Source organism: Vescimonas sanitatis (genome assembly GCF_049060325.1).
GTDB lineage: Bacteria > Bacillota > Clostridia > Oscillospirales > Oscillospiraceae > Vescimonas > Vescimonas sanitatis.
The window spans coordinates 148,132-171,013 of sequence record NZ_JBMGPW010000001.1; the positions used below are offsets into that span (position 1 = coordinate 148,132).

Below are 22,882 nucleotides of genomic sequence, written 5' to 3' on the forward strand. Positions count from 1 at the left end.
AAACTGCCCCGTGGAAGCTGGAATGGTATCGCGGCGCAGATGCACCTTCGTCCGGCGGCAGCCTCCCATCCGTCCGGCACTTAACGCACCATCCCTACACGGAACTGTTCACAGTATATACGCATTCCCGCGGAAATGCAAGAAAAATAATCCCACAAGATATAGACCCGACAGTTGACTACATTCCACAGGATGATGTATAATGATCGTGAATACATACCGAGATGCGGCAAGGAGGGCACAGCATGGCTTTTGACTTTAAAAACGGTTCCTACACCGACGATGCCGGGCGCACGGTCCTTGATCCTGCTGTTTACAAGGACTGGCAGATCGGTGCGGCGGCGGAGCAGGCCCTGCCCCCGGTGGACTGGTTCCGCCAGAAGCTGGGTCTGCTGCCAGAGGAGCTGCTGCCCTATGGCAAGACCCCCAAGCTGGACTTTCTGCGGATCATGGAGCGCCTGAAGGACCGGCCGGACGGCAAGTATATTGAGGTAACGGCCATTACCCCAACGCCCCTGGGCGAGGGGAAGTCTACTACGTCTTTGGGCCTGATCGAGGGACTGGGACGTCTGGGCGCCAACGTGGGCGGCTGTCTGCGCCAGCCTTCCGGCGGCCCCACCATGAACGTAAAGGGCACTGCCGCCGGCGGCGGGAACGCCCTGCTCATTCCCATGACGGAGTTCTCCCTGGGCCTGACCGGCGATATCAACGACATCATGAACGCCCACAATCTGGCTATGACCGCCCTGAATGCCCGTATGCAGCATGAGCGCAATTATGACGACGAGACGTTGGCCAAACGCGGCCTGCGGCGGCTGGATATCGATCCGGAGCGCGTACAGTGGAGCTTTGTGCTGGATTTCTGCTGCCAGGCCCTGCGGAAAATGCGTATCGGCCTTGGTGAGGGGAAGATGGACGGCTATCCCATGGACACCTGCGCCAACATCGCCGTCAGCTCTGAGCTGATGGCTATCCTCTCCGTGGCCCGGGATCTGGAGGACCTGCGCCGGCGCATCGGCAGCATCGTGCTGGCCTATGACAAGCAGGGAAGGCCCGTTACCACCGAAGACCTGGAGGTGGCCGGGGCCATGACTGCCTGGATGCGGAACACCATCAACCCCACGCTGTGCTACACGGTGGAGCATCAGCCGGTGCTGGTCCACGCGGGGCCCTTTGCCAACATCGCCATCGGCCAGTCCTCGGTCATCGGCGACCGCCTGGGGCTGAAGCTGTTTGATTACCATGTCACCGAGTCCGGCTTCGCCGCCGACATCGGCTTCGAAAAGTTCTGGAATGTCAAGTGCCGCCTGTCCGGGCTGAAGCCGGACGTGTCGGTGCTGGTGGCTACCGTCCGCGCCCTGAAGATGCACGGCGGCGGCCCGGAGGTAGTGCCCGGCCGCCCCCTGCCGGAGGCGTATACACGGGAGGATCTCGCCCTGCTGGAGGCAGGCTGCGCCAATCTGCTGCACCACGCGGCCACCATCCGCAAATCCGGCGTCACCCCTGTGGTGTGCATCAACAAGTTCTGTACCGATACCGACGCGGAGCTGGAGTTGGTGCGCCGTATCTGCGCGGAGAACGGCCTGCGCTGCGCCGTGTCCGATCACTGGCGCTATGGCGGTGCTGGCGCCGAAGAGCTGGCCCGCGCGGTCATGGCTGCCTGCGACGAGCCCTCGGCGCTGCAATTCCTCTACCCGGACGATATGCCTCTGCGTGAGAGGGTGGAGCGCATCGCCCGGGAGGTCTACGGTGCCGACGGGGTGGACTGGTCGCCGCTGGCGCTGGAAAAGGCGGTGCGGTTCGAGTCCGACCCCAGGTACGCCGACTACTGCACCATGATGGTCAAGACGCACCTGTCCCTGTCCCACGACCCGGCCCGAAAGGGCGTGCCTACCGGATGGCGTCTGCCGGTGCGGGATGTGCTGGAGTACAGCGGCGCCCGGTTCCTTTGCCCCGTGGCCGGCAGCATCTCTATGATGCCCGGTACCGGCTCCGACCCGGCCTACCGCCGCATCGACGTGGACACCGCCACCGGCGCTGTCCGCGGTCTGTTTTAAGGAGGGCGCTATGGACGATACCAACAAGACCTGCCGCGAATTTGTGGCCGCGCTTGCCTCGTCAGCACCGACGCCCGGCGGCGGCGGTGCCGCCGCACTGTGCGGCGCTGTCGGCGCGGCCCTGTGCGGCATGGTAGCCAGCCTGACCACCGGAAAAAAGAAGTACGCCGACGTGGAAAGCGAGATACAGCAATTGCTGAAAAGCACAAACACTTTACATGACAAACTGCTGGACCAGGTCCGCGCGGACGCGGAGGGCTTTCAGCCTCTCAGCCGCGCCTACGCCATTCCCAGGGAGGATCCCACCCGTGCGGCGGTGCTGCAAAGCGCTGCTGAGACGGCCTGCACCGCGCCGCTGGAGATCATGGCTCTGTGTGCCGCGGCCCTGTCCGCCGCCGGACGTCTGGCGGAGATCGGATCCCGGCTGGCGGTGTCCGATGCCGGCTGTGCCGCCGCCATACTGCGCGGTGCGCTGGAGGCCGCGGCCCTGAACGTGCTGGTCAATACAAAGACTATGACTGATCGGTCGGCGGCCGACCATCTGAACGCCCGGTGCTTCGCCCTGCTGGATCAGGGCAGGATCGACGGCGAACGTGTTTTCTGCGCGGTGCGCGATCAACTTGTCTGATAAGGAGGGACGTGCATGGCCGTTCTGCTGACCGGAAAGCCTGTGGCGGATGCGATCTCCGCCGATATCCGTGCCCGGGCCGAGGCGCTGCTGTCAAAGGGTGTCCAGCCCCGTTTGGTTCTCCTGCGCTGCGGCGATAACGAGGCCGACGGTGCGTACATACGCGGCGCCGTGAAGCGCGCTGCGCTTTGCGGTGTGGCCGCGGAGCTACGCACCCTGCCCGCGGATGCCTCCGCCGATGTGGTGGCGGAAGCTATCGACGCCGTCAACCGTGACCCTGCCGTTCACGGCTGCCTGCTGCTGCGGCCTCTGCCGCCCCATCTGCGAGGGGAGGAGAGCGATCTCTGTGCCCGCCTGGCGCCGGACAAGGACGTGGACGGTATGACGCCCGAGAGCGCTGCCGCCGTGTTCACCGGACAGGGGAGAGGTTTCGCCCCCTGCACCGCCCAGGCCTGTATGGCGCTGCTGCGCCACTACGGCATTGCCCCCTGCGGCAGGCACGCTGTGGTCATCGGCCGTTCCCCGGTGGTAGGCCGTCCGGTGTCCATGCTGCTCCTGCGGGAGAACGCCACCGTCACCGTTTGCCATACAAAGACACCGGATACGGCGGCGCTGACCCGCCAGGCGGATATTATCATCACCGCCGCCGGTGCGGTCAACAGCCTGACCGCCGCCCATGTCCGACCAGGCCAGACCGTGCTGGATGTGTCCATGAACTGGAACGGTACCGCCCTCTGCGGCGACGCGGACTTTCCGGCGGTGTCGTCCATCGTGGATGCCATCACGCCTGTGCCCGGCGGCGTAGGGGCTGTCACCTCCGCGGTGCTGATGGCCCATACCGTCCGCGCGGCGGAATATCTGACAGGGGAGGGCGGCGCATGAACGTCTTTACTCCCGCCGAGACAGCGGCCAACTATGCTGCCGCCGGTGTCCTCAAGACCCGGCAGCCCTTTTTGAAGCTACTGCTTTTGGGCATTGCCGCCGGAGCGCTGATCGGGTTTCCGGTCTGCGTCACCAATATGGCTACCTATGCCATCACCAACGCCAGCGCGGTCCGTATCATCGCCGGCATCCTATTTGCCTTCGGCCTGGGCATCGTGGTGCTCACCGGTGCCGAGCTGTTTACCGGCAATACCCTCCTGGTCATCAGTCTGCTGGACAGGCGTGTGACCTGGGGTGCCATGCTCCGTAACTGGGGCATTGTGTATCTGGGCAATTTCCTCGGCGCGCTGGCCCTGAGCTGGGTCTGCGCCCGCTTCGGCTGGCTGGACGCGGGAGACGGCGCGCTGGGCGCTTATACCGTGCAGCTGGCGGTAGGGAAGATGACCATGCCCTTCGGCAAGGCCTTCTTCATGGGCGTGCTGTGCAACATTCTCGTCACGGTCGCCGTGCTGGCGAGCCTGTCCGCCAAGGATGCCGCCGGCCGTATTCTGGGCGCGTGGGCGCCAGTGATGTTCTTTGTGGTGGCCGGCTTCAGCCACTCCATCGCCGACATGACCTACTGTGCGCTGGCCCTGTTCGGTAAGTCCGCGCCTGCCTGCGCCGCAGCGGCGCAGGCCGCCGGCGCGGACCTGTCCGTCCTGACCTGGGGGCACTATTTCCTGGGGAATATGCTCCCCGTCACGCTGGGAAACACGGCGGGCGGCGGGCTGGTGGGCCTTGCGGCCTGGTACTGCTATCTCCGCAAGAAAGGATAACGTTCCATGAATATGTTTTTGACCCTGGCTTACTTATTCTTCATTGGCTCCACCCTTGGATGGGTGGCTGAGCTGCTGTACCGCCGGTTTCTCTCCGGCGCAAACCCGGAGCGTAAGTGGATCAACCCCGGCTTCTGCGTGGGGCCCTATGTGCCCCTGTACGGTTCGGGCCTCTGTATTCTTTATCTGTTGGCCTCCATCGGTGAAAAAAACGGTGTGGATACGGTGGGGGAGAAGCTGCTGCTCTTTGCGGGCATGGCCCTGAGCATGACAGCTATCGAATATATCGCCGGTATCGTCAGCCTGAAGTTCATGCACATCCGCCTTTGGGATTACAGCAAGCAGTGGGGCAATATCCAGGGCCTGATCTGCCCGGCCTTCTCCGTCCTTTGGGCGGCGGTCAGCGCCGTGTACTACTTCTGCGTCCATCCCTATATCCTGGACGCGCTGGATTGGCTGTCCCGCAACCTGGCCTTCTCATTTGTCATCGGCTTTTTCTTTGGCGTGTTTACCATCGATCTGGTCTATTCCGCCAAGCTGGTGTCCCGCATCCGCAAGTTCGCCGACGAGCACGACGTGGTCATCAAGGTGGAGAACCTGAAGGCCCACATTCGCCAGCGGCAGGAGGAGCGCCGCGAGAAGTACAGCTTCCTCTTTGCCTACCGCTCCCGCAGCGAGCTGCTGGAGCATCTGCGCGAGGCGCAGGAGACTTGGGAGGAAAGGCGCCGCAAGTGATATTGCTTTACAGGAGACTGCCCGATGCATATGACTGTCTTGTTTGCAAGTCCCCGTGCGGCGCATAGCAACACCCGCGCCCTGCTGGTGCCTTTTCTGGAGACGTGGCGTGCCGCCGGCCACACGGCGGAGGTGTTTTCGCTCTTTGATCTGCACATTGAGCCCTGCCGCGCCTGCCGCGGCTGTCAGGTGGACTGGGAGCATCCTGCCTGCGTTCTGGCGGATGATATGCCTGCCATATTTGATGCCGCCCTCCGCAGCGATATCCTGCTGCTGGCCGCGCCCATCCACTCCTGGTTCTGCCCCGCGCCCATGAAGGCCGCGCTGGACCGCTTCGTCTATGCGCTGAATAAGTACTACGGTCCCCGCGGCCGCGGTCCGTCTCTGCTCTCCGGCAAGTCTCTGGCCATTCTGACCACCTGCGGCTACCGGCCGGAGAAGGGCGCAGACCTGTTCATCGAGGGGATGCGCCGCTGGTGCAGGCACACCGATATGCGCTATGTAGACGCATTGACCGAGCGCCACCTGGGCTACGATCACACGTTCATGGACGCGGAAAAGGAAGCCCGCGCCCGCGCCTTTGCCCGGTCGCTCATGCAGGCATAAAAAACGGCCTTCGGTACAATACCGAAGGCCGTTTTTGCGTCAATGCAGGTCCTGCTGCTTCATCCATACATCCATGACCACGCTGTGGGGCAGCAGCTTCGTCAGCCCTGCCTGTACCCGCGCCACAAAGCCGTACTTGCACACGTCCTTGCCCCGCTTGGCGTCCCGCCAGGTGCGTGCTACAATGTCGTCCGGATCGTACATGGCCGCGTATTTCTTCACAATGGGCGTCTCATCCGACTTGATGGCCCGGTCAAAGAACGCCGTCTTTGTCCAGAAGGGGCACACCGCCATAACGCCGATGCCGCGGCTTTTCAGCTCCCGGTTCAGCGCCCGGCTGAAGCTCAGCACAAAGGCCTTTGTGGCACCGTAGATATCGATATAGGGGATGGGTTGAAAGGCCGCCACGGAGGCGATGTTGATGATCTGGCTGCCCCGGGGCATATAGGGTGCGGTGATCTGGCACATGGCCACCACCGCCTGGCAGTTCAGGTCCGTCATGTTCAGATTTACCGCCAGCGGCGTGTCAAGCACGGCGCTGAACTTGCCGTAGCCGCTGCAATTCATCAGCAGGCCCACCTCCACCGGTGTCTCGGCCAGTGCCGCGGCATATACATCGAAGCTGCTGCGGTCCGTCAGGTCCAGCGCCAGCACGCGGACGGGGAAGGGGACCGTGGCGCGCAGGGCCTCCAGCTGTGCCTCATGCCGCGCGATGACCCACACCTCGTCAAAGGTGCCGTACCGGTCCACCGTCTCGGCGAACCGTTTGCCCATGCCGCTGGACGCGCCTGTGATCACTGCGATCTTCTTCATACGATAGCCCTCCCGGTCTTGTTATATCCCTACTGTATCCCATTTTTTGGCTGCCGTCAACCGGTTTTCCCCGCCCGCGGCACAAAAAAAGAACACGCCTTACGGCGTGTTCTCTCGGCGCTTTCGGTTACGCGGCGGCGTGTGCGGGCTTGTTCTCGTGCTTCTCCTCGCGGCTGCGCTCCAGCAGCAGCGCGCGGGTGGTGGAAGCGGTGAACACCACAGCCCAGAACAGGGTGACATACTCGCCGATCAGGCGCATACCCGCCTCGGGAGCCGTCATCAAAAAGGCGGACGCGATGACCAGCACCAGGGAAACAACGGCGATAGCGACGTGCGTAGAAATGTTTTTCATGGTAACATCCTCCTTGAAAAATTTTATGTGAGTTTTGTTGTTTTTTTGGTTTCAGGCTCTTGCCTTCCTGTTGATGCTATAGTAGAATATTTCACAGGAAAAGTAAAGCTGTACTTTGTTATAGTGCTTGTTAGAAATACTAATAGCTTGGAAGGAGGAAAAACCATGGAGACCGCCCGCTGCCGCGCCTTTCTGGCCGCTGCCGAGACCGGCAGCTTTTCCCGTGCCGCCGAGATGCTGCGCTACACGCCCTCCGGCGTCAACCAGCTGGTCACCGCACTGGAGAAGGAGATCGGATTCTCTCTGTTCAGCCGCAGCACCAAGGGCGTGGCGCTCACGGCCAACGGTCAGCTGCTGCTGCCCGTTATCCGCGAGATACTTCACCAGGAGGATAAGCTTTTCGAGCTGTCCGCCCAGATGAACGGCCTGCTGATCGGCACCGTCACCATCGCCGCCTATTCCAGCATCGCCACCCATTGGCTGCCCGCTGTCATCCGGGATTTTCAGGAGAACTACCCCCACGTGGAGATCAAGCTGATGGAGGGTATCTGGCAGGAGGTGTCCCAGTGGCTGGAGGAGCGTACCGCCGATATCGGCTTCCTCAGCTATCAGGAGAATATGCCCTTCGAGTGGATCCCACTGGCCGAGGACCCCATGCTGGCGCTGCTGCCCCGGAATCATCCTCTGGCCGGTGCCGACTGCTACCCGCTGAAGCGGTGCGAGCAGGACAGCTTCATCATGCCCGCCCTGGGCTGTGATGACGACGTGGAGGCGCTGTTTGCACGCAATCACGTTGATCCCAACATCCGCTATACCACCATCGAGAACTTTTCCGCCATGTCCATGGTGGAGCAGGGCCTGGGTGTCAGCGTGATGAACAAGCTCATCACCGAAAAGCGTATCTGCGATGTCGCCATGATCCCCATCGACCCGCCGGCCAGCATCACGTTGGGCGCGGCACTCCACTCCCGGGCGGACGCCTCGCCGGCCGTAAAGATGTTCCTGAAATACGCCGTCCGTATGCTGACAAAGAGCGCCGTCTGAGCCTATCGGAAAATCTTATATCCATTCAGTGTTCCCCGCTTGCGGATACCCTGTGGAATAGGGTATACTTACTTTAAATAACAAAAGGGAAGGAGTGCCCCTATGGATAAGCGCATTCTCGTCATCAACCCCGGCTCCACCTCTACCAAGCTGGCCCTCTTTCAGGGTGAGCAAAAGCTGTTTGACGCCGCCGTGCGTCACAGCAAAGAGGACCTGAGCCCCTTCTCCTGGGTCATGGAACAGGCGGATTTCCGCCAGACCGCCATTGAAAAGGAACTGTCCGCCCACAATGTGGACCTGACCACGCTGGACGCCGTCTGTGCCCGGGGCGGTCAGCTGCCCTACTGTGCCGCCGGTACCTACCTGGTGGATCAGGACATGGTGGACTTCATGTACACGGTCCGCGATGCGGCCCATGCCTCCAATCTGGGCTGCGTGCTGGCCCTGCGTATCGCCCGTCCGCTGGGTATCCCCGCCTTCATCTGCGACCCCGTCACCGTGGACGAGATGACCGATGAGGCCCGGATATCCGGACACCCGGTGCTGCCGCGTATGATGACCGGCCACGCCCTTAACTGCCGCGCCATGGCTCTGCGCTGCGCCGAGACCGCCCTCCACAAGCCCCTGGCCGATTGCCGACTGATCGTCCTGCACCTGGGCGGCGGCGGGTCCGCCCGCCTGTTTATCGGCGGCAAGATGGTGGACGGCGTCCGCGATGACGAGTGGATGTTCGCCCCGGAGCGCATGGGCGGCGTCAGCCTTCAGCCCCTGGTGGCCATGTGCTATTCCGGCGCGTACACCAAGCAGGACATCATGGACCTCATCCGCGGCAAGGGCGGCCTGATGGCCCACCTGGGCACCGCCAATGCCCAGGAGGTGGAGCAGCGCATCGCCGACGGCGACGCGCACGCCAAGCTGGTCTATGACGGTATGCTGTACAGCTGCGCCCGGGCCATCGGCGGCCTTGCCGCCGCGGCGGATGGCCGCGTGGACCGCATCATCCTCACCGGCGGGCTGGCCCACTCCCACTATGTGACCGGCTACCTGACGCAAAAGCTCTCCTTCATCGCCCCGGTGGAGGTCATGGCCGGCGAGTTTGAGTTGGAGGCTCTGGCCGCCGGCGCAAGCCGTGTCCTCAATGGGCAGGAGCAGCCACGCCGCTTCGCCGACATCCCGCAGGCATAAAAAAACAGCCCCGGCCATCGCCGGGACTGTTTTTTTATGCTCTTTTTCTTCCGCAGACCTGGTACATCTCCCCATTGGAGATCACCGTGTCTACGTCCAGATACGGCGCCATCAGCGCCCGGACTTCGTCCTCGTGCAGCAGACCCAGGGATACCGGCTTCGCGCTGCCGCTGTGGTGGGCATCCAGCGCCGCCCGGCTCATGCCGTGGGCGATGGACAGATGCCCGCCGGGCCGGACCAGCTCTGCCAGCGTCCGGATCAGCCCCGCCGGATCGGGAAAGTGCGGGAAGGCGTTATAGACCATCACCACGTCATAGGGCCCGCTGTCCCGCACGGCGGCGCTATCCTCCACATCGCCGCATACCACCGTGATCTGCGTCCCGGCGGCCTTTTCCGCCGCCCGCGCCGCCATCTCCGGCGACAGGTCGACAGCCGTTACCCGCGCCGCGCCGCGCTTTACATAGTCGCCGAACAGCACGCCGGTACCGCAGGCCACGTCCAGCACCGTGCAGCCCTCGCATACCCCGGCGTTATCCAGTATCCGGGCGATGACCGCCTCATTCCGCACCATGCCCGCGTCCCAGTCCGGTGCCAGCCGGTCAAAGAACGCCTGTACATCCCGTTTGTCGATCATGCCGCCGCCCTCAGCTGAAGAAGGTGGCCGTGTCGATCTGCTGATAGCCGCCGAAGCTGTTGGGCATCCGATAGATCTCCTCCGCAATGCCCTTGCCCAGGAAAGCGCCGGTGATCTCGTTGAGCTTCTCGGTCATGTCAATGTCCGTGAACTGCTCCGGATAGACGCACTTGGCGGAGAACCAGGCATTGGCCAGCGCGATCTCATAGTTGGTGTAGTAGGCGTTGTACGCCATTTGCAGATACACCTTGCCCTCCTGCCACGCCTTGCAGCTGTCAAACAGGCCGTTGTCCTCCGCGTACAGGGGCTTGATGTTTTTCACCGCCGCCGCGTCGATGAGCATGATGTCCATGTCCGGTCCCAGTGCCGTGAACTTCTCGGCCTCGATGGGCTGTACGCCCTTGGCGCTCAGTCCGCTGACGGTGTTCTTGATGTTCGCCACGGTAAACGTGCTGTAGCTCTCTATGGTCATCAGGTGGTTGGTGGTGCCCCAGTTGCCCAGCCCGCAGATGTACACCGCCGGCTTGCTGTCCTCGGCGATATCCGCCGTCCGGGCCTGAATGTCCGCGGTCTCCGTGCTGACAAAGGCCAGCAGCTCCGAAGCGCGGGTCTCCTTGCCGAACACCTGACCCAGCAGGGTAATGGAGCCGCTGAAATCCTCGCTGAACACGCCGTCCACGCCGGTCCGCAGGGTGATGACCGGCACACCCACCTGCTGCTGCAGGGCTTCGGCCTTATCTGTGTCCTCATACTCGGAGACAATGATATCCGGCGTACAGGACAGGATCTTCTCCGCCTCCGCCGCCTGAGCGTTGGGGCCGCCCACGCCGCAGGAGGGCAGGGCGGCGAAGGTATCGCCGTACACCATCACATAGGGACGCGCCACACCGTCGAACATCTTGGGACGCTCCTCCAGCGTGGTGTTGTCGATGTCCTCCACACCGCACAGCAGGCTCACGTCACCCACATAGCTGTATAGCCGCAGCGCGCCTGCGCCGATGCACACCACCCGCTGGTAGCTGCCCGGCACGATCTCCACCTGGCGGCCGATCATATCCGTTATCGTCACGGTTTTCGGTGCGTCATCTGTGCCATCCTCCGCGGGCTTCTCGCCGCAGCCGAACAGCGTTAGGGTCATCATCAGCGCCAGCACCAGGGCCAAAACTCTCTTAGTAATCATCTTCGTTTACTCCTATCAGTATTTTCTGTCCGTCGATCTCCGCCGCGCGCACCCGCGCACCGAATATATCCCACACCGTCTCCGGGGTCAGTATGTCCCCGTTTCCGGCGTATCGTACCTGTCCGTCCCGCATGAGGAACAGCCTGTCACCATAGGCCATGGCCTGGTTCAGGTCGTGCAGGGTGCACAGCACCGTCATGCCCCGTGTCCGGGCCAGCCGCCGTGCCTGCCGCAGGATCCGCTGCTCGTTGGCCACGTCCAGGTTGCCTGTGGGCTCGTCGAATACCAGCAGCTTCGGCTCCTGGGCCAGCGCCCGGGCAATGGCCACCTTCTGCCTCTCGCCGCCGGACAGCGTCTGCACATTCCGTTCCGCCAGCGCCGTCAGGTCCATGTCCGCCAGCGCGGCCTCCGCCGCCGTACGGTCCGCCGCACCGGGCTGTATGCCGAAGCGGCTCACCCGCCCGGCCAGCACCGCGTCGTATACACGCAGCGCGCCGAATTGCAGCTCCTGGGGCACGTAGGCCGCCACCTGGGCCCGCTGCTGCCGTTTCATGGCGCCCAGCGCCTGTCCGTCAAAGAGGATCTGCCCCTGCTCCGGTGTACACAGCCCCAGCGTTGTTTTCAGCAATGTGGTTTTGCCGCAGCCGTTGCGGCCCAGCAGCACACCTACCTGTCCTGTTTCCAGTGACAGACTGGCGTCCCGCAGTACCGGTGCGCCCCGCCGTTCATAGCGGAAGGTCACGTGTTCCACCTTCAGCATACACCGCCCTCCTTTTTTCCAAAGATCAGCGTCAGGAAAAACGGCGCGCCCAACAGGGAGGTGATGGCCCCCACCGGCAGGGCGGAGCCGCTGCCGATACTGCGGCTCACCGCGTCCGCCGCCAGCAGCAGCGCGCCGCCGCACAGGGTCGCCGCCGGCAGCGCCCACCGGTGGTCGTGGCCCACCAGTCGCTTGACCGCGTGGGGACAGATGATACCCACAAAGCCGATCATCCCCAGGAACGACACGCACACCGCCGTGATGAGCGATGCCAGCAGCAGGGATACCCACCGCAGCAGCGCCACGTTCACGCCCATGCTGCCCGCGGCATCCCCGCCGCTGAGCAGCGCATTGTACCGCCAGGCCAGCGCCGCAAAGACCGCGATCCCCGCCGCCGTCACCGCCAGCATGATCCAGTCAGCCCGGTATGTAGCGCGGCCCAGGTCGCCGAAGCTCCAGATCACCGCGGCGGACAGCCCCACATCCGTGGCGTAGAACTGCAAGATCGTGGTGGCCGCCGTCCACACAGAGCCAAGTGCGATACCCGCCAGCACCACCACGTTGGGGGAGAAGTCCCGCAGCCGGCACAGCGCCAGCACCACCAGCACAGAGCCCGCCGCAAACACAAAGGCCAGCGCCGACGTGGCAAAGGGATCTGCTCCCGCCGTATAGCTGGTCAGGTTGTTGCCGGTGGACAGAAACCCGCCCGACAGTGCGATGATGGACAGGTTCGCGCCGAACACCGCCGCGTTGGACACGCCCAGCGTGGCGGGGGAGGCCATGGGATTGCCCAGCACCGTCTGCATGATAAGTCCGGATACGGATAATCCCGCCCCGGCAATAACGGCGGCCAGCAGCCGCGGCAGACGAATGTGCTGCATGATCCGCACCGCCGCGCTGTCCCCGCTGCCGAACAGCGCCGAAACGCACTGCCGCACCGACATCCCGGAGGACCCCACCAGCAGCTCCAGCAGGACCAGCAGCACCACCGCCGCAGCCAGCGCCGCGACCACCGCTATTTTTCTTTTCCGTGCCCCGTCAGCGCCCATGTCCTGCCTCCCGCGATTATATATAGTGTATCATACCTCAATTTTCTCCACGGCGCAACCCGGGTAGGGGGTTCCGATCATGCCGATATCTCATATTTCTCACCGAATTCGTCCACCCAAACCGTGCGGTCCCTCTTGACAAACCACCTGCCCTGCGCCATAGTATACCTATCAGTTTTCTTTATAGGTGGTGCCGCCATGGATATCCAGAAATTACAGGCCCTGGCCGTCATTCAGGAGGCCGGCAGCTTCTCCCGCGCCGCAGAGACGCTGGGCTACTCCCAGGCGGGATTGACCTACATGATGAACAGCCTGGAAAACGAGATCGGCCTGCGCCTGCTGGACCGCAGCTACAGCGGCGTCCGCCTCAGCGAGACAGGCAAGACCCTCATACCCAAGATCCACCGGTTGCTGCAGGTCTACGATGCCCTGAACGGCGAGATCAACGCCTGCAAGCGTGCCCAGCAGGCCACGCTGCGCCTGGCGGCGCTGGACACCGTCTCCACCCGCTGGGTGCCCCGGGCCGTGGCGGCGCTGAAGTCCGAGTATCCTCAGATCACCGTCAGCGTTATCTCCGGCAGTCCCATGCAGGTAGACAACTGGCTCCGCGACGGCAGTGTGGAGCTGGGCGTTACCGACAAGCGCTTCACCGGCACGGATATGGACTGGATCAGGCTCTGTGACGATCCCTTCCTGGCCGTTCTGCCGCCGGACAGCGATGTACCGGACCCCGTGCCCGTGACCTGGTTTGCCGGCCGTGCCGTTATCATCCCCGACTACGGCACCAACACCGACACCACCCGCGTGTTCACCCGTGCCGGCGTGGAGCCCGTCTACACCGATGACCGTATGAACAACCGTTCTGTCCTGGCCGCCGTGGCCGCCGGATTGGGCAGCACCGTTTTTTCCCGGCTGGAACTGGACTATTACGCCCGCCAGGATCTGACCGTCCGCGCCATGGACCCGCCCTGCTGCCGCGAACTGGGCGTGGCCCTGCGCCCCGGCGTCAAGGGCGACGCGGTGGTCCGTTCCTTCCTCCGTGCCCTTCGTGCCGCCGCCGACGCGGACCAATAAGCAAAAAAAGAAACGCCCATAGGCGTTTCTTTTTTGCTTATTTGAAGAATTCGAACCGCGGCTGCTCCTTCGTTACGGTGCCGGTCTCGATCTCCAGCCCCTCGCCGAAGTATTTTTTCAGCAGCGCCACCAGCTCGTCCGCCGCGGCCTGCACCTCCGCCGCGTTCACATCGGAGAAACCGTCGATGGGGAACAGGATGGCCTTGGTGTTCTCGGTGATCTTGCCGCGCTCGGACTGCCGCCAGGTCCACCGCCGGGTCCGTATCTCGTGGCCGCAGGCATATACCGCCTCGCCTACGTCCGGAGCCTCCTCCTCGGTGGAGCCGAAGGGAATGAATGTGTCGCCCTCCTCCGCCAGCCGGACGTCCAGCCCGCCTGCGATGGTGTCCAGATCGTGGGCGCCCATGGGCAGCCTATGCTTGATGGACACCGCGTTGCCCAGGTCCACCGCCGCGTTGATGTGGGGGAAGCCCTTGCCCTTGGCGATACGGGTCAGCAGCGCCTCGATGGAGCACATAAACTTATTGGGGTTGATGCCCAGGGCGGTGAACGCCGCCCGATAGGGCAGGATATCCTCCGTCTCCTTGGGCTTTTTGCCGGTGAAATAGGCCTCGCACTCCGCCACATTCCCGGCCAGCATTTTCTCCAGCTCCGGAATGTCATGGGTGTTGTCCAGCCCGCGCGCCGCCACCGCGCCGAAGCAGGCGTTGGGCAGCTTATCGAAGAATTCCTTTGATACCTGGTAATACACAGCGTTTCCTCCTTGTCTGAAGTATGTGTCCGCGGCCTCCCCGGCAGGGAGGCCGCCTGTTTTTGCCGATGGCATATTCTAACGCTTTAAAGGGTAAAAATCAAGCCCTTTTTATAGCTGCTCCCGGCCCAGCTTCAGTCCAAGATCAAAGGCCTGCCGGTTCAGCGGCAGCAGCGCCGGCTTTTTGCTCAGCTTGTGTTCTATGGTGCGCCACACCACGTCCTCCGGCACCACCTGGGTATAGCCCACGTACACGCCCAGCATGATGATGTTCAGCACCTTGGCACTGCCCATCTCCAGCGCCAGCTCCGTCACCGGAGCCTTTACCACCTTGATATCCGTGCGCGTGATCTCGCTCTTGACGATGGAGCTGTTGATGAACAGCGTGCCGCCGGGCACAAGCTTATAGAGGAACTTGCTGAGGCTGGGATCGTTCATGACGATGAGGTCATCCATATGATCGCCCAGGGGCGCGCCGATGTCATCGTCGGAGATCACCACATAGCAGTTGGCGGTGCCGCCCCGCTGCTCCGCGCCGTAGGAGGGGAAGAACGTCACATTTTTGTCGGTGCTCTCGCAGGTGGCCTCCGCCAGGAACTTGCCCAGCGTCATCACGCCCTGTCCGCCGAACCCGGCGACCATCAGATTTCGTTCCATCACGCGCCCTCCTTATCCTTGTCCCGGATGACCCCCAGGGGGAACTCCTTGAACATTTTTTCCTCCAGAAAGCCCAGCGCCTCCAGCGGCTCCAGTCCCCAGTTGGTGGGACAGCTGGTGACGATCTCCACCATAGAGAAGCCCTTGCCCGCCAGCTGGTTCTGGAACGCCTTTCGGATGGCCGCCTTTGTCCTGACCACATTGGCGGGGTTGTTGCAGCTGGTGCGCTCCAGATAATAAGGCGCGGTCAGCTGGTTCAGGATCTCACACATGTGCATGGGGTAGCCGTGCTCCCTGGGATCACGCCCCTTAGGCGCGGTGGTGGCCTTCATGCCCACCAGCGTTGTCGGAGCCATCTGGCCGCCGGTCATGCCGTAGATGCCGTTGTTAACGAAGATTACGGTGAAATTCTCGCCCCGGTTGGCGGCGGACATGGTCTCGGCCAAGCCGATGGAGGCCAGATCGCCGTCGCCCTGATAGGTGAACACCAGCTTATCGGGGTTGGCGCGCTTGACACCGGTGGCTACCGCGCAGGCACGGCCGTGGGGACTGGTGGTGCAGTCATAGGTGACATACTCCATTGCAAGGCCGCAGCAGCCCACACCGTGGACGGTGATGGCCTTTTCCAGCACGCCCAGCTCCTCCAGTACCTCGCCGATCAGCTTAAAGACCGTACCGTGCATGCAGCCGGGGCAGAAGCCCACCACCATATCGTCACGGATGCCCTTTGTTCTCGCGTATACCTTTTCCATCATGCACCCTCCTTGTCCAGAATGGCCTTGGCCGCCGCTACCGCCTGATCGCGGCTCATGATCTCGCCGCCGCTGCGCAGGCAGGTATAGATGGGGCAGCGCTCCTTCACCGCCAGCGTCACATCCAGCACCAGCTGGGCGGGGATGGACATTTCCACATCCAGCACCGCTTTGACGCGGCTGTAATCCAGCTTGTCGAAGCTGGCATAGGGCCACGGGCTGACGGTTTTGGGGCGGATCAGGCCCACCTGATAGCCCTGAGCGCGCAGGATACGGACGGCAGACTTGGCGATACGGCCGCAGACGCCGTAGGCAGTCAGGATCAGCTCCGCGTCCTCGGTCATGAATTCCTCCACCTGCACGTCCTTTTCCCATGTGTCGTACATGGCGGCGTTGGCCTTGCAGCGATCCTCCTGACCGGTCCAGCCGCCGGGCAGGATCAGCGCCTTTTTGTCGGCGGGATGTCCCACCAGCGCCCAGTCGCTCAGTTCGTCCTTCAGGCGCTTGACCTCCTCGTCAGAGCGCATCTCCGGCAGGCTGACCGGCTCCATGATGGTGCCCAGCACGCCGTCCGTCAGAATGAGGACGGGATTGCGGTCACGCTGGGCGTAATCGAAGGCGGCATAGGTCATGTCCACCGCCTCCTGCACCGTGGCGGGGGCGAATACCATCATCCGGAAGCCGCCGTTGCCGCTGGCACGGGTGGCCTGCAAATAATCCTGCTGGGCGGGCTGGATCGCGCCGATTCCGGGGCCGCCCCGCTGTACGTTGACGTATACCATGGGGATGCGGGCGCTGGCGCAGAAGCTGATGCCCTCGCTCTTGAGACTGATGCCGCAGGAGGAGGAGCTGGTCATGGCGCGGGTGCCGCTCTGAGCAGCGCCATAGACCATATTGACGGAGGCTACCTCACTCTCGCCCTGCACGAACACGCCGCCCACCTCCGGCAGCCGCCGTGCCAGATATTCCGGTATCTCGTTTTGCGGCGTGATAGGATAGCCGGCGAAGAACCGGCAGCCGCTGCGCACCGCGGCCTCAGCGATGGCCTCAGTGCCCTTCATAAATACTCTTGCCATGCTCCCGCCTCCTTATTTATACACTTCGATGGCCGCGTCCGGGCACATACGCCCGCAGATGGCACAGCCGATGCAGTTTTCCGGGTGTGCGGCCACCACAAAGGGGTAGCCCTTGGAGTTGACCTCGTGTCCCACGGCCAGCACGCCCTTGGGACAGAACTTCACGCAGTAGCCGCAGCTCTTGCAGCTCTCCGCGCGGATGGTGACTTGCGCCATTTCAATGCCTCCTTATCCTTCATCAAGTCCCGTCTCCGGGACGGTCATTCGCGGTGTGAGGGGCAGCAGCGGCAGCTCCGTCCGGCCCTCGACCTCCGGCAGCAGCGTTTCCGACACCGCCGCCGCCTCCACCTTTACATAGGGCGTCAGCAGCCGGAGCCCCTGCTCCACGCCCACTAAGAATTCCTCCGCCGTGGTGCCGATGCCCAGCGTGGGGTTCAGCAAAAAACGCGGCAGGCCCAGCCGCGCCGCCTTCAGCACGGCGCTCAGGGTCCCGTCGATGTGCTCCACCGTCCCCGACCAGGGCCGGTATGGATTTACCACGAACCATGCGTCCGCACTCTTCAGCAGGTGTGCGTATCCGCCGATGAGCCTTGCCCCCGTGTCGTTGCCGCCCACGTCCAGAATGACGCTTTTGTTCTTGTCCAGCAGCAGCGGCACCAGTCCGCCCACCTGCGTGGGCGCGTCGGCACACTGCTGCTCGAAGTGCACCGTCACCCCCGCGCCCTCCAAAAGGGCCGCCGCGTCCCTTGACCGCAGCAGTGGCTTTGTCTGGTCCAGATCGAAGAAATGCACATCCCGTCCACGCTCCGCCGCCGTCAGCGCCCACTGCACCGCCAGCTCAGATTTGCCGCACCCGGCCTCGCCCAGAAATACCGTCACCCGCTGCGCTGGGTCCGGCGCATACCGTGCCATACCATCCCTCCTTTAGCCCTTCAAAGTGCTGTATATTTACGAATACCATTATACCCGCCCGCTTTGCCCCTGCGAAGCGTAAATGCCCGTTATCCTATAAAGTTTTCTTATATCTAACGGCGTAAAAAAAGACCGGCACCCGCCGGTCTTTTTTCATATGCTTATCCGCCCAGATACGCCTTCTTGATGGCGTCGCTCTCCAGAAGCGCCGCGCCGGTGCCCTCCGTGACGATGCGCCCCGTTTCCAGCACATAGCCCCGGTCGGCCACCGCCAGCGCCGCCTGTGCGTTCTGCTCCACCAGAAGAATAGTGGTGCCGTCGGCGTGGAGCTGACGGATGATGTCGAATATCTGCTCCACCAGCAGCGGCGCCAGACCCATGGACGGCTCGTCCAGCATCAGCAGCTTGGGATGGCTCATCAACGCCCGGCCCATGGCCAGCATCTGCTGCTCGCCGCCGGACAGCGTCCCGGCCACCTGCTTCCGCCGTTCCTTCAGCCGCGGGAAGCGCTCGTACACGCTCTCGATGTCTGCGTTCAGGTCACCGCTCCGGCAATAGCCGCCCATGTCCAGGTTTTCCTGCACCGTCATGTGCTGGAAAATGCGCCGTCCCTCCGGCACAAGAGCCATGCCGCGCCCCACCAGCTTGTGGTTGGGCACGTGCCGCAGCTCCTCGTCCATGAAGCGCACGCTGCCCATGCGGCTGCGGAGCAGCCCTGCCACGGTGTTCAGCGTGGTGGATTTTCCCGCGCCGTTGGCGCCGATCAGCGTCACCACCTCGCCCTGCTCCACGTGGAAGGACACGTCCTTCACCGCGTGGATGCTGCCGTAGTACACATTGATGTTCTCCACCTGCAGCACGCTGCTCATGCGCTCGCCTCCTTCTTCCGTCCCAGATACGCCTCAATGACCGCCGGGTCCGCCTGGATGTCCGCCGGCGTGCCCTTGGCGATGATGTGCCCGAAGTTCAGCACGCAGATACCCTCGCAGATGTTCATCACCAGGTTCATGTCGTGCTCGATCAGCAGCACCGCGATCTGGAACGTATCCCGTATCTTCCGGATGTTCTCCATCAGCTCCGCCGTCTCCGACGGGTTCATGCCCGCCGCCGGCTCGTCCAGCAGCAGCAGACACGGGTTCGATGCCAGCGCCCGCAGGATCTCCAGCCGCCGCTGCGCGCCGTAGGGCAGCGAGCCCGCCCGTTCATCGGCATGACTCTCCATGTGGAAGATGCTCAGCAGCTCCTCCGTCCGTTCCCGGGCGATGTGCTCCTCCCTCGCATACCTGGGGAAATGCAGGATACTGCCCGCCAGCCCGTAGCGCACCGAGTCGTTCATGGCCACCATCAGGTTCTCCGCCACCGTCAGATCATTGAACAGCCGGATGTTCTGGAACGTCCGGGCGATACCGGCCTTGTTTACCTGTGCGGTGGTCATGCTGTGGGTGTCCTTGCCATCCAGCAGGATAGCGCCCGCTGTGGGCTGATACACCTTCGTCAGCAGGTTGAACACCGTGGTCTTGCCCGCGCCGTTGGGGCCGATCAGCCCCGCGATCTCCGTCCGGCCGATGGTCAGATCGAAGTCCTCCACCGCCTTCAGCCCGCCGAAGGTCACGCCCAGCCCCACGCACTCCAGCACCGGGGACTTGTCGATGTCCCGTTCCGGCAGCAGCACGGAGGACTGGCGCTTCACCAATTTCGTTTTCGTCGTCACAGCGCCGCACGCTCCTTTCGCCCGGGGGTCAGTTTTTCCTTAGCAGAGGCAAAAAACCGCTTCATCGTGGGGTTGTTCGTGGCCTGCATCACCAGGATCAGCACGATGGCATACACCAGCATGCGGTAGTCCGCCACCTCGCGCAGCGCCTCCGGCAGCACCGTCAGCACGATGGCCGAGATCACGGAGCCCGGCACGCTGCCCATGCCGCCCAGCACCACGATGACCAGGATCTCGATGGACATATTGTAATCAAAGGCAGCTGCCTTGATGTTGGCCAGTGAGTGGCCGTACAGCACGCCGGCACAGCCTGCGAAGAAGGCTGCGATGACGAACACCGCCAGCTTGTACCATGTGACGTTCAATCCCACGGACTCCGCCGCGATGCGGTTGTCCCGGATGGCCATGATGGCCCGGCCGTACTTGGACCGCTTCAGGTTCAGCATCACCGCCACCGTCAGCAGCACCAGCACCGCGCCGTAGGGGAGAAGGTCCTTCGCCCCGGCGTAGATGGAGGAGGTGTCCAGACCCAGCGCGCCGCCGGTGATGTTCAGGTTTGTGATGATGTTCTTGATGATCTCGCCGCAGGCCAGCGTCACGATAGCCAGATAGTCGCCCCGCAGCCGCAGGGCCGGCAGTCCCACCAGCAGCCCGAAGACCGCCGCCATCAGGCCGCCCGCCAGCATACTCACCGGCAGGCGCACGCCCAGCGGCAGGGCGGTGGTGTGCAGCGCGATCGCCACCAGACACCCGGAGAACAGTCCCACGGACATGAAGCCCGCGTGGCCCAGGCTCAGCTCGCCCAGCAGGCCCACCACCAGGTTCAGCGACACCGCCATCACGATGTACACCGCAACGGGCACCAGCATATTCGTTACCTGCCGGGTCAGATGCCCGGTATACAGCAGCGTCGCCATTACCACAAACAGTGCGGCCACCACCGCCACGGTCAGCAGGTCCGTGCGCTGTCTTTTTTTCTGTGTCAGCTGCATTTCCTTCACCTCACACCTTCTCCTGCATGGGCTTGCCCAGCAGGCCCGTGGGCTTGACCACCAGCACGACCACCAGCACGGCGAACACGATGGCGTCCGCCCACAGGGTGGAGATATACGTCTTGGACAGCTGCTCGATCAATCCCAGCAGGATACCGCCCAGCATGGCGCCGGGGATGGAGCCGATACCGCCGAATACCGCCGCCGTAAAGGCCTTGATGCCGGGCATGGCGCCGGTGGTGGGCTTGATGTACACATAGGTCATGCCGTAGAACATACTGGCGAAGGCCGCCAGCGCCGAGCCGATGGCAAACGTCAGCGTGATGGTCCTGTCCACGCTGATGCCCATCAGCGTGGCGGCGTCCTTGTCCTCGGACACGGCCCGCATGGCTTTGCCCAGCTTCGTTTTGTCGATGAACAGCGTCAGCGCTGCCATCAGCACCGCTGTCACCGCCAGCGTCAGCACGGTGATGCCGTCCACCTGCACGCCGCCCACGGAGAAGCTGCCCAGCTTTACCAATGTGGGGTAGGCCATCTGCTGCGAGCCGAAGAGCAGCAGCGCCGCGTTCTGCAAAAGATAGCTGACGCCGATGGCCGTGATGAGCACACTCAGCGGTGCCGCCTGCCGCAGGGGCTTATAGGCGCAGAACTCAATGACCACGCCCAACACCGCGCATACCACGATGCTGACGATCACCGTCACCCACGGAGACAGTCCCAGCTGCGCCACCGCCACAATGCCGCTGTATGCGCCCACCATGATCACGTCGCCGTGGGCGAAGTTCAGCATTTTGGCGATACCGTAGACCATGGTGTAGCCCAGTGCGATCAGCGCGTAGATGCTCCCCAGGCTCAGCCCGCTTATCAAGGTTTGTATCAAATTCGTCATAGTCGTCATTCCTTTGCATGGCGCCCGTTCCGCCCTCCCGGCACAGCGCCGGGAGGGCGTATGGGCTTATTGTGAGGAAGATAGGTAGCTTACTTGCTTACGCCTCCGCGTCGGCTGCAGTATCCGCAGCGTCCCCGCTCTCCGCGCCGGCGGCGTCATTGGCGTTGCCTTGACCGAACAGGGTGCCCACGCCGTTCTTGTAGAGGATGGCGCTGGCGGCCTTGTTGGTGTTGCCGTCGGCACTCCAGGTCATAGTGCCGGTCACGCCCTCCACGGTGATGGTGGGCATCACAGCGGCCAGGTCAGCGCCGGAGGTGCTGCCGTTGGCGGCCTCCACAGCGGCCTTGACGGCGTACACCGCGTCATAGGCATCCGCGGCGAACTGGTCGGGGGTGGCGTTGTAGGCGTCCTGGTATGCCTTCACAAAGGCCTGGACCTTGGGGTCAGCGGAATCCGCGGCGAAGGGGGTCATCATCAGCACGTTATCCGCGATGGTCACATCCTGGCTCACCTTGCCCAGGATGCCGTCCAGACCGTCAGCGCCGAAGAAGTACACATCATCGGCAAACTTACCCTTGGCCTGGGTCAGGAAGGTGGAGGCCCCCTCCGCGTAGATGGGGATGAACACGACCTTCACGCCGGAGGAAGCAAGGGCGTTCACCTGGGTGGAGAAGTCGGTGCTGGTGGCGGTGGTGAAGGTCTGCGTCTCCTTGATGGTCACGCCGTTGTTCTGGCACTCGGCCACGAAGGCATTGTACAGACCCACAGAGTAGTCGTTGTCGCTCTGATAGAACACGCCTACCTCGGTGGCCAGGGCGTTGTCGGTGAGGTAGTCTGCTGCCGCGGTGCCCTGATAGGAATCGTAGAAGCAGATACGGAAGGCCTTGTCGTTGCCGTCGATGCACTTGTCGGCGGAGCCGGTGGTCTCCATCACCAGCACGTCGTCGGCTTTGGCCGCCGCCACCACGGAGGCCGTCTCACCGGACAGCACCGCGCCCAGACTGACGTTCATGCCCCAGTCCATCAGCTTGCCGTAGGCCGCCACGGCGCTCTCCGGGTCGCCCTGAGAGTCCTGGAAGCTCAGCTCCAGCTGCTTGCCGTTCACGCCGCCGGCGGCGTTGATCTCCTTGACGGCCAGCTCCGCGCCGTGCTGTACGGACAGACCATAGTTGGCATAGCCGCCGGTCAGGGGGCCGACGCCGCCCAGCTTAATGGTCTCGGCGCCGCTGGCGTCGCCGCTGCCGCCGTTATCGCTCTTGCTGCCGCAGGCCACCAGGCTCAACGCCATCACAGCGGCTAAAAACATTGCAACTACTTTCTTTTTCATG

At 63.2% G+C, this 22,882-nt stretch carries 26 protein-coding genes and 1 riboswitch; of the genes, 9 read left to right on the forward strand and 17 right to left on the reverse strand.

What is annotated here, in order from left to right:
* Positions 1-6 precede the first annotated feature (6 nt).
* Positions 7-104, reverse strand: a riboswitch (THF riboswitch).
* A gap of 141 nt (positions 105-245) precedes the next feature.
* Genes ACOMDU_RS00825 through ACOMDU_RS00850 form a run of 6 tightly spaced genes read left to right on the forward strand, consistent with a single transcriptional unit; the run spans position 246 to position 5,723 of the window.
* A complete protein-coding gene (locus tag ACOMDU_RS00825; protein WP_421128601.1) occupies positions 246-2,057 on the forward strand; it encodes a formate--tetrahydrofolate ligase in 1,812 nt (603 codons plus the stop codon).
* A gap of 10 nt (positions 2,058-2,067) precedes the next feature.
* Positions 2,068-2,685, forward strand: a complete 618-nt coding sequence (locus ACOMDU_RS00830; RefSeq protein WP_421128602.1) for a cyclodeaminase/cyclohydrolase family protein — start codon at positions 2,068-2,070, stop codon at positions 2,683-2,685.
* A gap of 15 nt (positions 2,686-2,700) precedes the next feature.
* Entirely contained in the window at positions 2,701-3,567 is an 867-nt protein-coding gene (locus ACOMDU_RS00835) for a bifunctional 5,10-methylenetetrahydrofolate dehydrogenase/5,10-methenyltetrahydrofolate cyclohydrolase (protein ID WP_421128603.1), read from the forward strand.
* Positions 3,564-4,382 (forward strand): formate/nitrite transporter family protein, encoded by an 819-nt coding sequence (locus ACOMDU_RS00840; RefSeq protein WP_421128604.1) that lies wholly within the window; start codon positions 3,564-3,566, stop codon positions 4,380-4,382. Before ACOMDU_RS00835 ends, ACOMDU_RS00840 begins: the two co-directional genes overlap by 4 nt.
* Before the next feature lie 6 nt (positions 4,383-4,388).
* On the forward strand, positions 4,389-5,117 hold the full coding sequence (locus tag ACOMDU_RS00845; protein WP_421128605.1) for a putative ABC transporter permease: 729 nt from the start codon (positions 4,389-4,391) through the stop codon (positions 5,115-5,117).
* Positions 5,118-5,141: 24 nt separating this feature from the next.
* A complete protein-coding gene (locus ACOMDU_RS00850; protein WP_421128606.1) occupies positions 5,142-5,723 on the forward strand; it encodes a flavodoxin family protein in 582 nt (193 codons plus the stop codon).
* Positions 5,724-5,762: 39 nt separating this feature from the next.
* On the opposite strand, the gene ACOMDU_RS00855 is transcribed toward ACOMDU_RS00850, so the two are convergent.
* Together ACOMDU_RS00855 and ACOMDU_RS00860 are read right to left on the reverse strand one after the other, a co-directional pair.
* Positions 5,763-6,536, reverse strand: coding sequence for an SDR family NAD(P)-dependent oxidoreductase (locus ACOMDU_RS00855; RefSeq protein ID WP_421128607.1), 774 nt, complete (start codon positions 6,534-6,536; stop codon positions 5,763-5,765).
* Positions 6,537-6,663: 127 nt separating this feature from the next.
* Complete coding sequence (locus ACOMDU_RS00860; protein WP_421128608.1) at positions 6,664-6,888, reverse strand: hypothetical protein; 225 nt, start codon at positions 6,886-6,888, stop codon at positions 6,664-6,666.
* Positions 6,889-7,053: 165 nt separating this feature from the next.
* Between ACOMDU_RS00860 and ACOMDU_RS00865 the strand changes: the two genes are divergently transcribed.
* Complete coding sequence (locus ACOMDU_RS00865; RefSeq protein WP_022135854.1) at positions 7,054-7,932, forward strand: LysR family transcriptional regulator; 879 nt, start codon at positions 7,054-7,056, stop codon at positions 7,930-7,932.
* A gap of 102 nt (positions 7,933-8,034) precedes the next feature.
* On the forward strand, positions 8,035-9,117 hold the full coding sequence (gene buk / locus ACOMDU_RS00870; RefSeq protein ID WP_421128609.1) for a butyrate kinase: 1,083 nt from the start codon (positions 8,035-8,037) through the stop codon (positions 9,115-9,117).
* Positions 9,118-9,151: 34 nt separating this feature from the next.
* On the opposite strand, the gene ACOMDU_RS00875 is transcribed toward buk, so the two are convergent.
* The 4 genes from ACOMDU_RS00875 to ACOMDU_RS00890 are packed head-to-tail and all read right to left on the reverse strand — an operon-like array spanning position 9,152 to position 12,740.
* Entirely contained in the window at positions 9,152-9,751 is a 600-nt protein-coding gene (locus ACOMDU_RS00875; protein WP_421128610.1) for a class I SAM-dependent methyltransferase, read from the reverse strand.
* Between the two features lie 10 nt (positions 9,752-9,761).
* The gene (locus ACOMDU_RS00880; RefSeq protein WP_421128611.1) at positions 9,762-10,931 is read right to left on the reverse strand and encodes an ABC transporter substrate-binding protein; all 1,170 of its coding nucleotides are present in this window, start codon (positions 10,929-10,931) and stop codon (positions 9,762-9,764) included.
* On the reverse strand, positions 10,921-11,691 hold the full coding sequence (locus tag ACOMDU_RS00885; RefSeq protein ID WP_421128612.1) for an ABC transporter ATP-binding protein: 771 nt from the start codon (positions 11,689-11,691) through the stop codon (positions 10,921-10,923). Before ACOMDU_RS00885 ends, ACOMDU_RS00880 begins: the two co-directional genes overlap by 11 nt.
* Positions 11,685-12,740 carry a FecCD family ABC transporter permease gene (locus ACOMDU_RS00890; RefSeq protein WP_421128613.1) on the reverse strand — a complete coding sequence of 352 codons (1,056 nt, stop codon included), beginning with the start codon at positions 12,738-12,740 and terminating at the stop codon, positions 11,685-11,687. Before ACOMDU_RS00890 ends, ACOMDU_RS00885 begins: the two co-directional genes overlap by 7 nt.
* Before the next feature lie 198 nt (positions 12,741-12,938).
* On the opposite strand from ACOMDU_RS00890, the gene ACOMDU_RS00895 reads away from it, so the two are divergent.
* Complete coding sequence (locus ACOMDU_RS00895) at positions 12,939-13,814, forward strand: LysR family transcriptional regulator (protein WP_421128614.1); 876 nt, start codon at positions 12,939-12,941, stop codon at positions 13,812-13,814.
* A 37-nt stretch (positions 13,815-13,851) separates the two neighbouring features.
* Here the strand turns inward: ACOMDU_RS00895 and ACOMDU_RS00900 are convergent, their stop codons facing one another.
* From ACOMDU_RS00900 to ACOMDU_RS00950, 11 genes are all read right to left on the reverse strand, one after another.
* Positions 13,852-14,565 carry a B3/B4 domain-containing protein gene (locus ACOMDU_RS00900; protein WP_421128615.1) on the reverse strand — a complete coding sequence of 238 codons (714 nt, stop codon included), beginning with the start codon at positions 14,563-14,565 and terminating at the stop codon, positions 13,852-13,854.
* A 111-nt stretch (positions 14,566-14,676) separates the two neighbouring features.
* Complete coding sequence (locus ACOMDU_RS00905; protein ID WP_421128616.1) at positions 14,677-15,222, reverse strand: 2-oxoacid:acceptor oxidoreductase family protein; 546 nt, start codon at positions 15,220-15,222, stop codon at positions 14,677-14,679.
* Positions 15,222-15,974 carry a thiamine pyrophosphate-dependent enzyme gene (locus tag ACOMDU_RS00910; RefSeq protein ID WP_421128617.1) on the reverse strand — a complete coding sequence of 251 codons (753 nt, stop codon included), beginning with the start codon at positions 15,972-15,974 and terminating at the stop codon, positions 15,222-15,224. The genes ACOMDU_RS00905 and ACOMDU_RS00910 overlap by 1 nt, the downstream gene beginning before the upstream one ends.
* Positions 15,974-17,050, reverse strand: a complete 1,077-nt coding sequence (gene vorB / locus ACOMDU_RS00915; RefSeq protein WP_421128618.1) for a 3-methyl-2-oxobutanoate dehydrogenase subunit VorB — start codon at positions 17,048-17,050, stop codon at positions 15,974-15,976. Before vorB ends, ACOMDU_RS00910 begins: the two co-directional genes overlap by 1 nt.
* Before the next feature lie 12 nt (positions 17,051-17,062).
* Positions 17,063-17,266 carry a 4Fe-4S binding protein gene (locus tag ACOMDU_RS00920; RefSeq protein WP_022135865.1) on the reverse strand — a complete coding sequence of 68 codons (204 nt, stop codon included), beginning with the start codon at positions 17,264-17,266 and terminating at the stop codon, positions 17,063-17,065.
* Positions 17,267-17,278: 12 nt separating this feature from the next.
* Entirely contained in the window at positions 17,279-17,962 is a 684-nt protein-coding gene (locus ACOMDU_RS00925; RefSeq protein ID WP_421128619.1) for a hypothetical protein, read from the reverse strand.
* Between the two features lie 161 nt (positions 17,963-18,123).
* Entirely contained in the window at positions 18,124-18,831 is a 708-nt protein-coding gene (locus ACOMDU_RS00930) for an ABC transporter ATP-binding protein (RefSeq protein WP_421128620.1), read from the reverse strand.
* Positions 18,828-19,628, reverse strand: a complete 801-nt coding sequence (locus tag ACOMDU_RS00935) for an ABC transporter ATP-binding protein (protein ID WP_421128939.1) — start codon at positions 19,626-19,628, stop codon at positions 18,828-18,830. The genes ACOMDU_RS00930 and ACOMDU_RS00935 overlap by 4 nt, the downstream gene beginning before the upstream one ends.
* Positions 19,629-19,669: 41 nt before the next feature.
* Positions 19,670-20,665, reverse strand: coding sequence for a branched-chain amino acid ABC transporter permease (locus ACOMDU_RS00940; RefSeq protein WP_421128940.1), 996 nt, complete (start codon positions 20,663-20,665; stop codon positions 19,670-19,672).
* A gap of 10 nt (positions 20,666-20,675) precedes the next feature.
* On the reverse strand, positions 20,676-21,554 hold the full coding sequence (locus tag ACOMDU_RS00945) for a branched-chain amino acid ABC transporter permease (RefSeq protein ID WP_421128621.1): 879 nt from the start codon (positions 21,552-21,554) through the stop codon (positions 20,676-20,678).
* Positions 21,555-21,651: 97 nt separating this feature from the next.
* Positions 21,652-22,881, reverse strand: a complete 1,230-nt coding sequence (locus ACOMDU_RS00950) for an ABC transporter substrate-binding protein (RefSeq protein WP_421128622.1) — start codon at positions 22,879-22,881, stop codon at positions 21,652-21,654.
* Position 22,882: the final 1 nt, after the last annotated feature.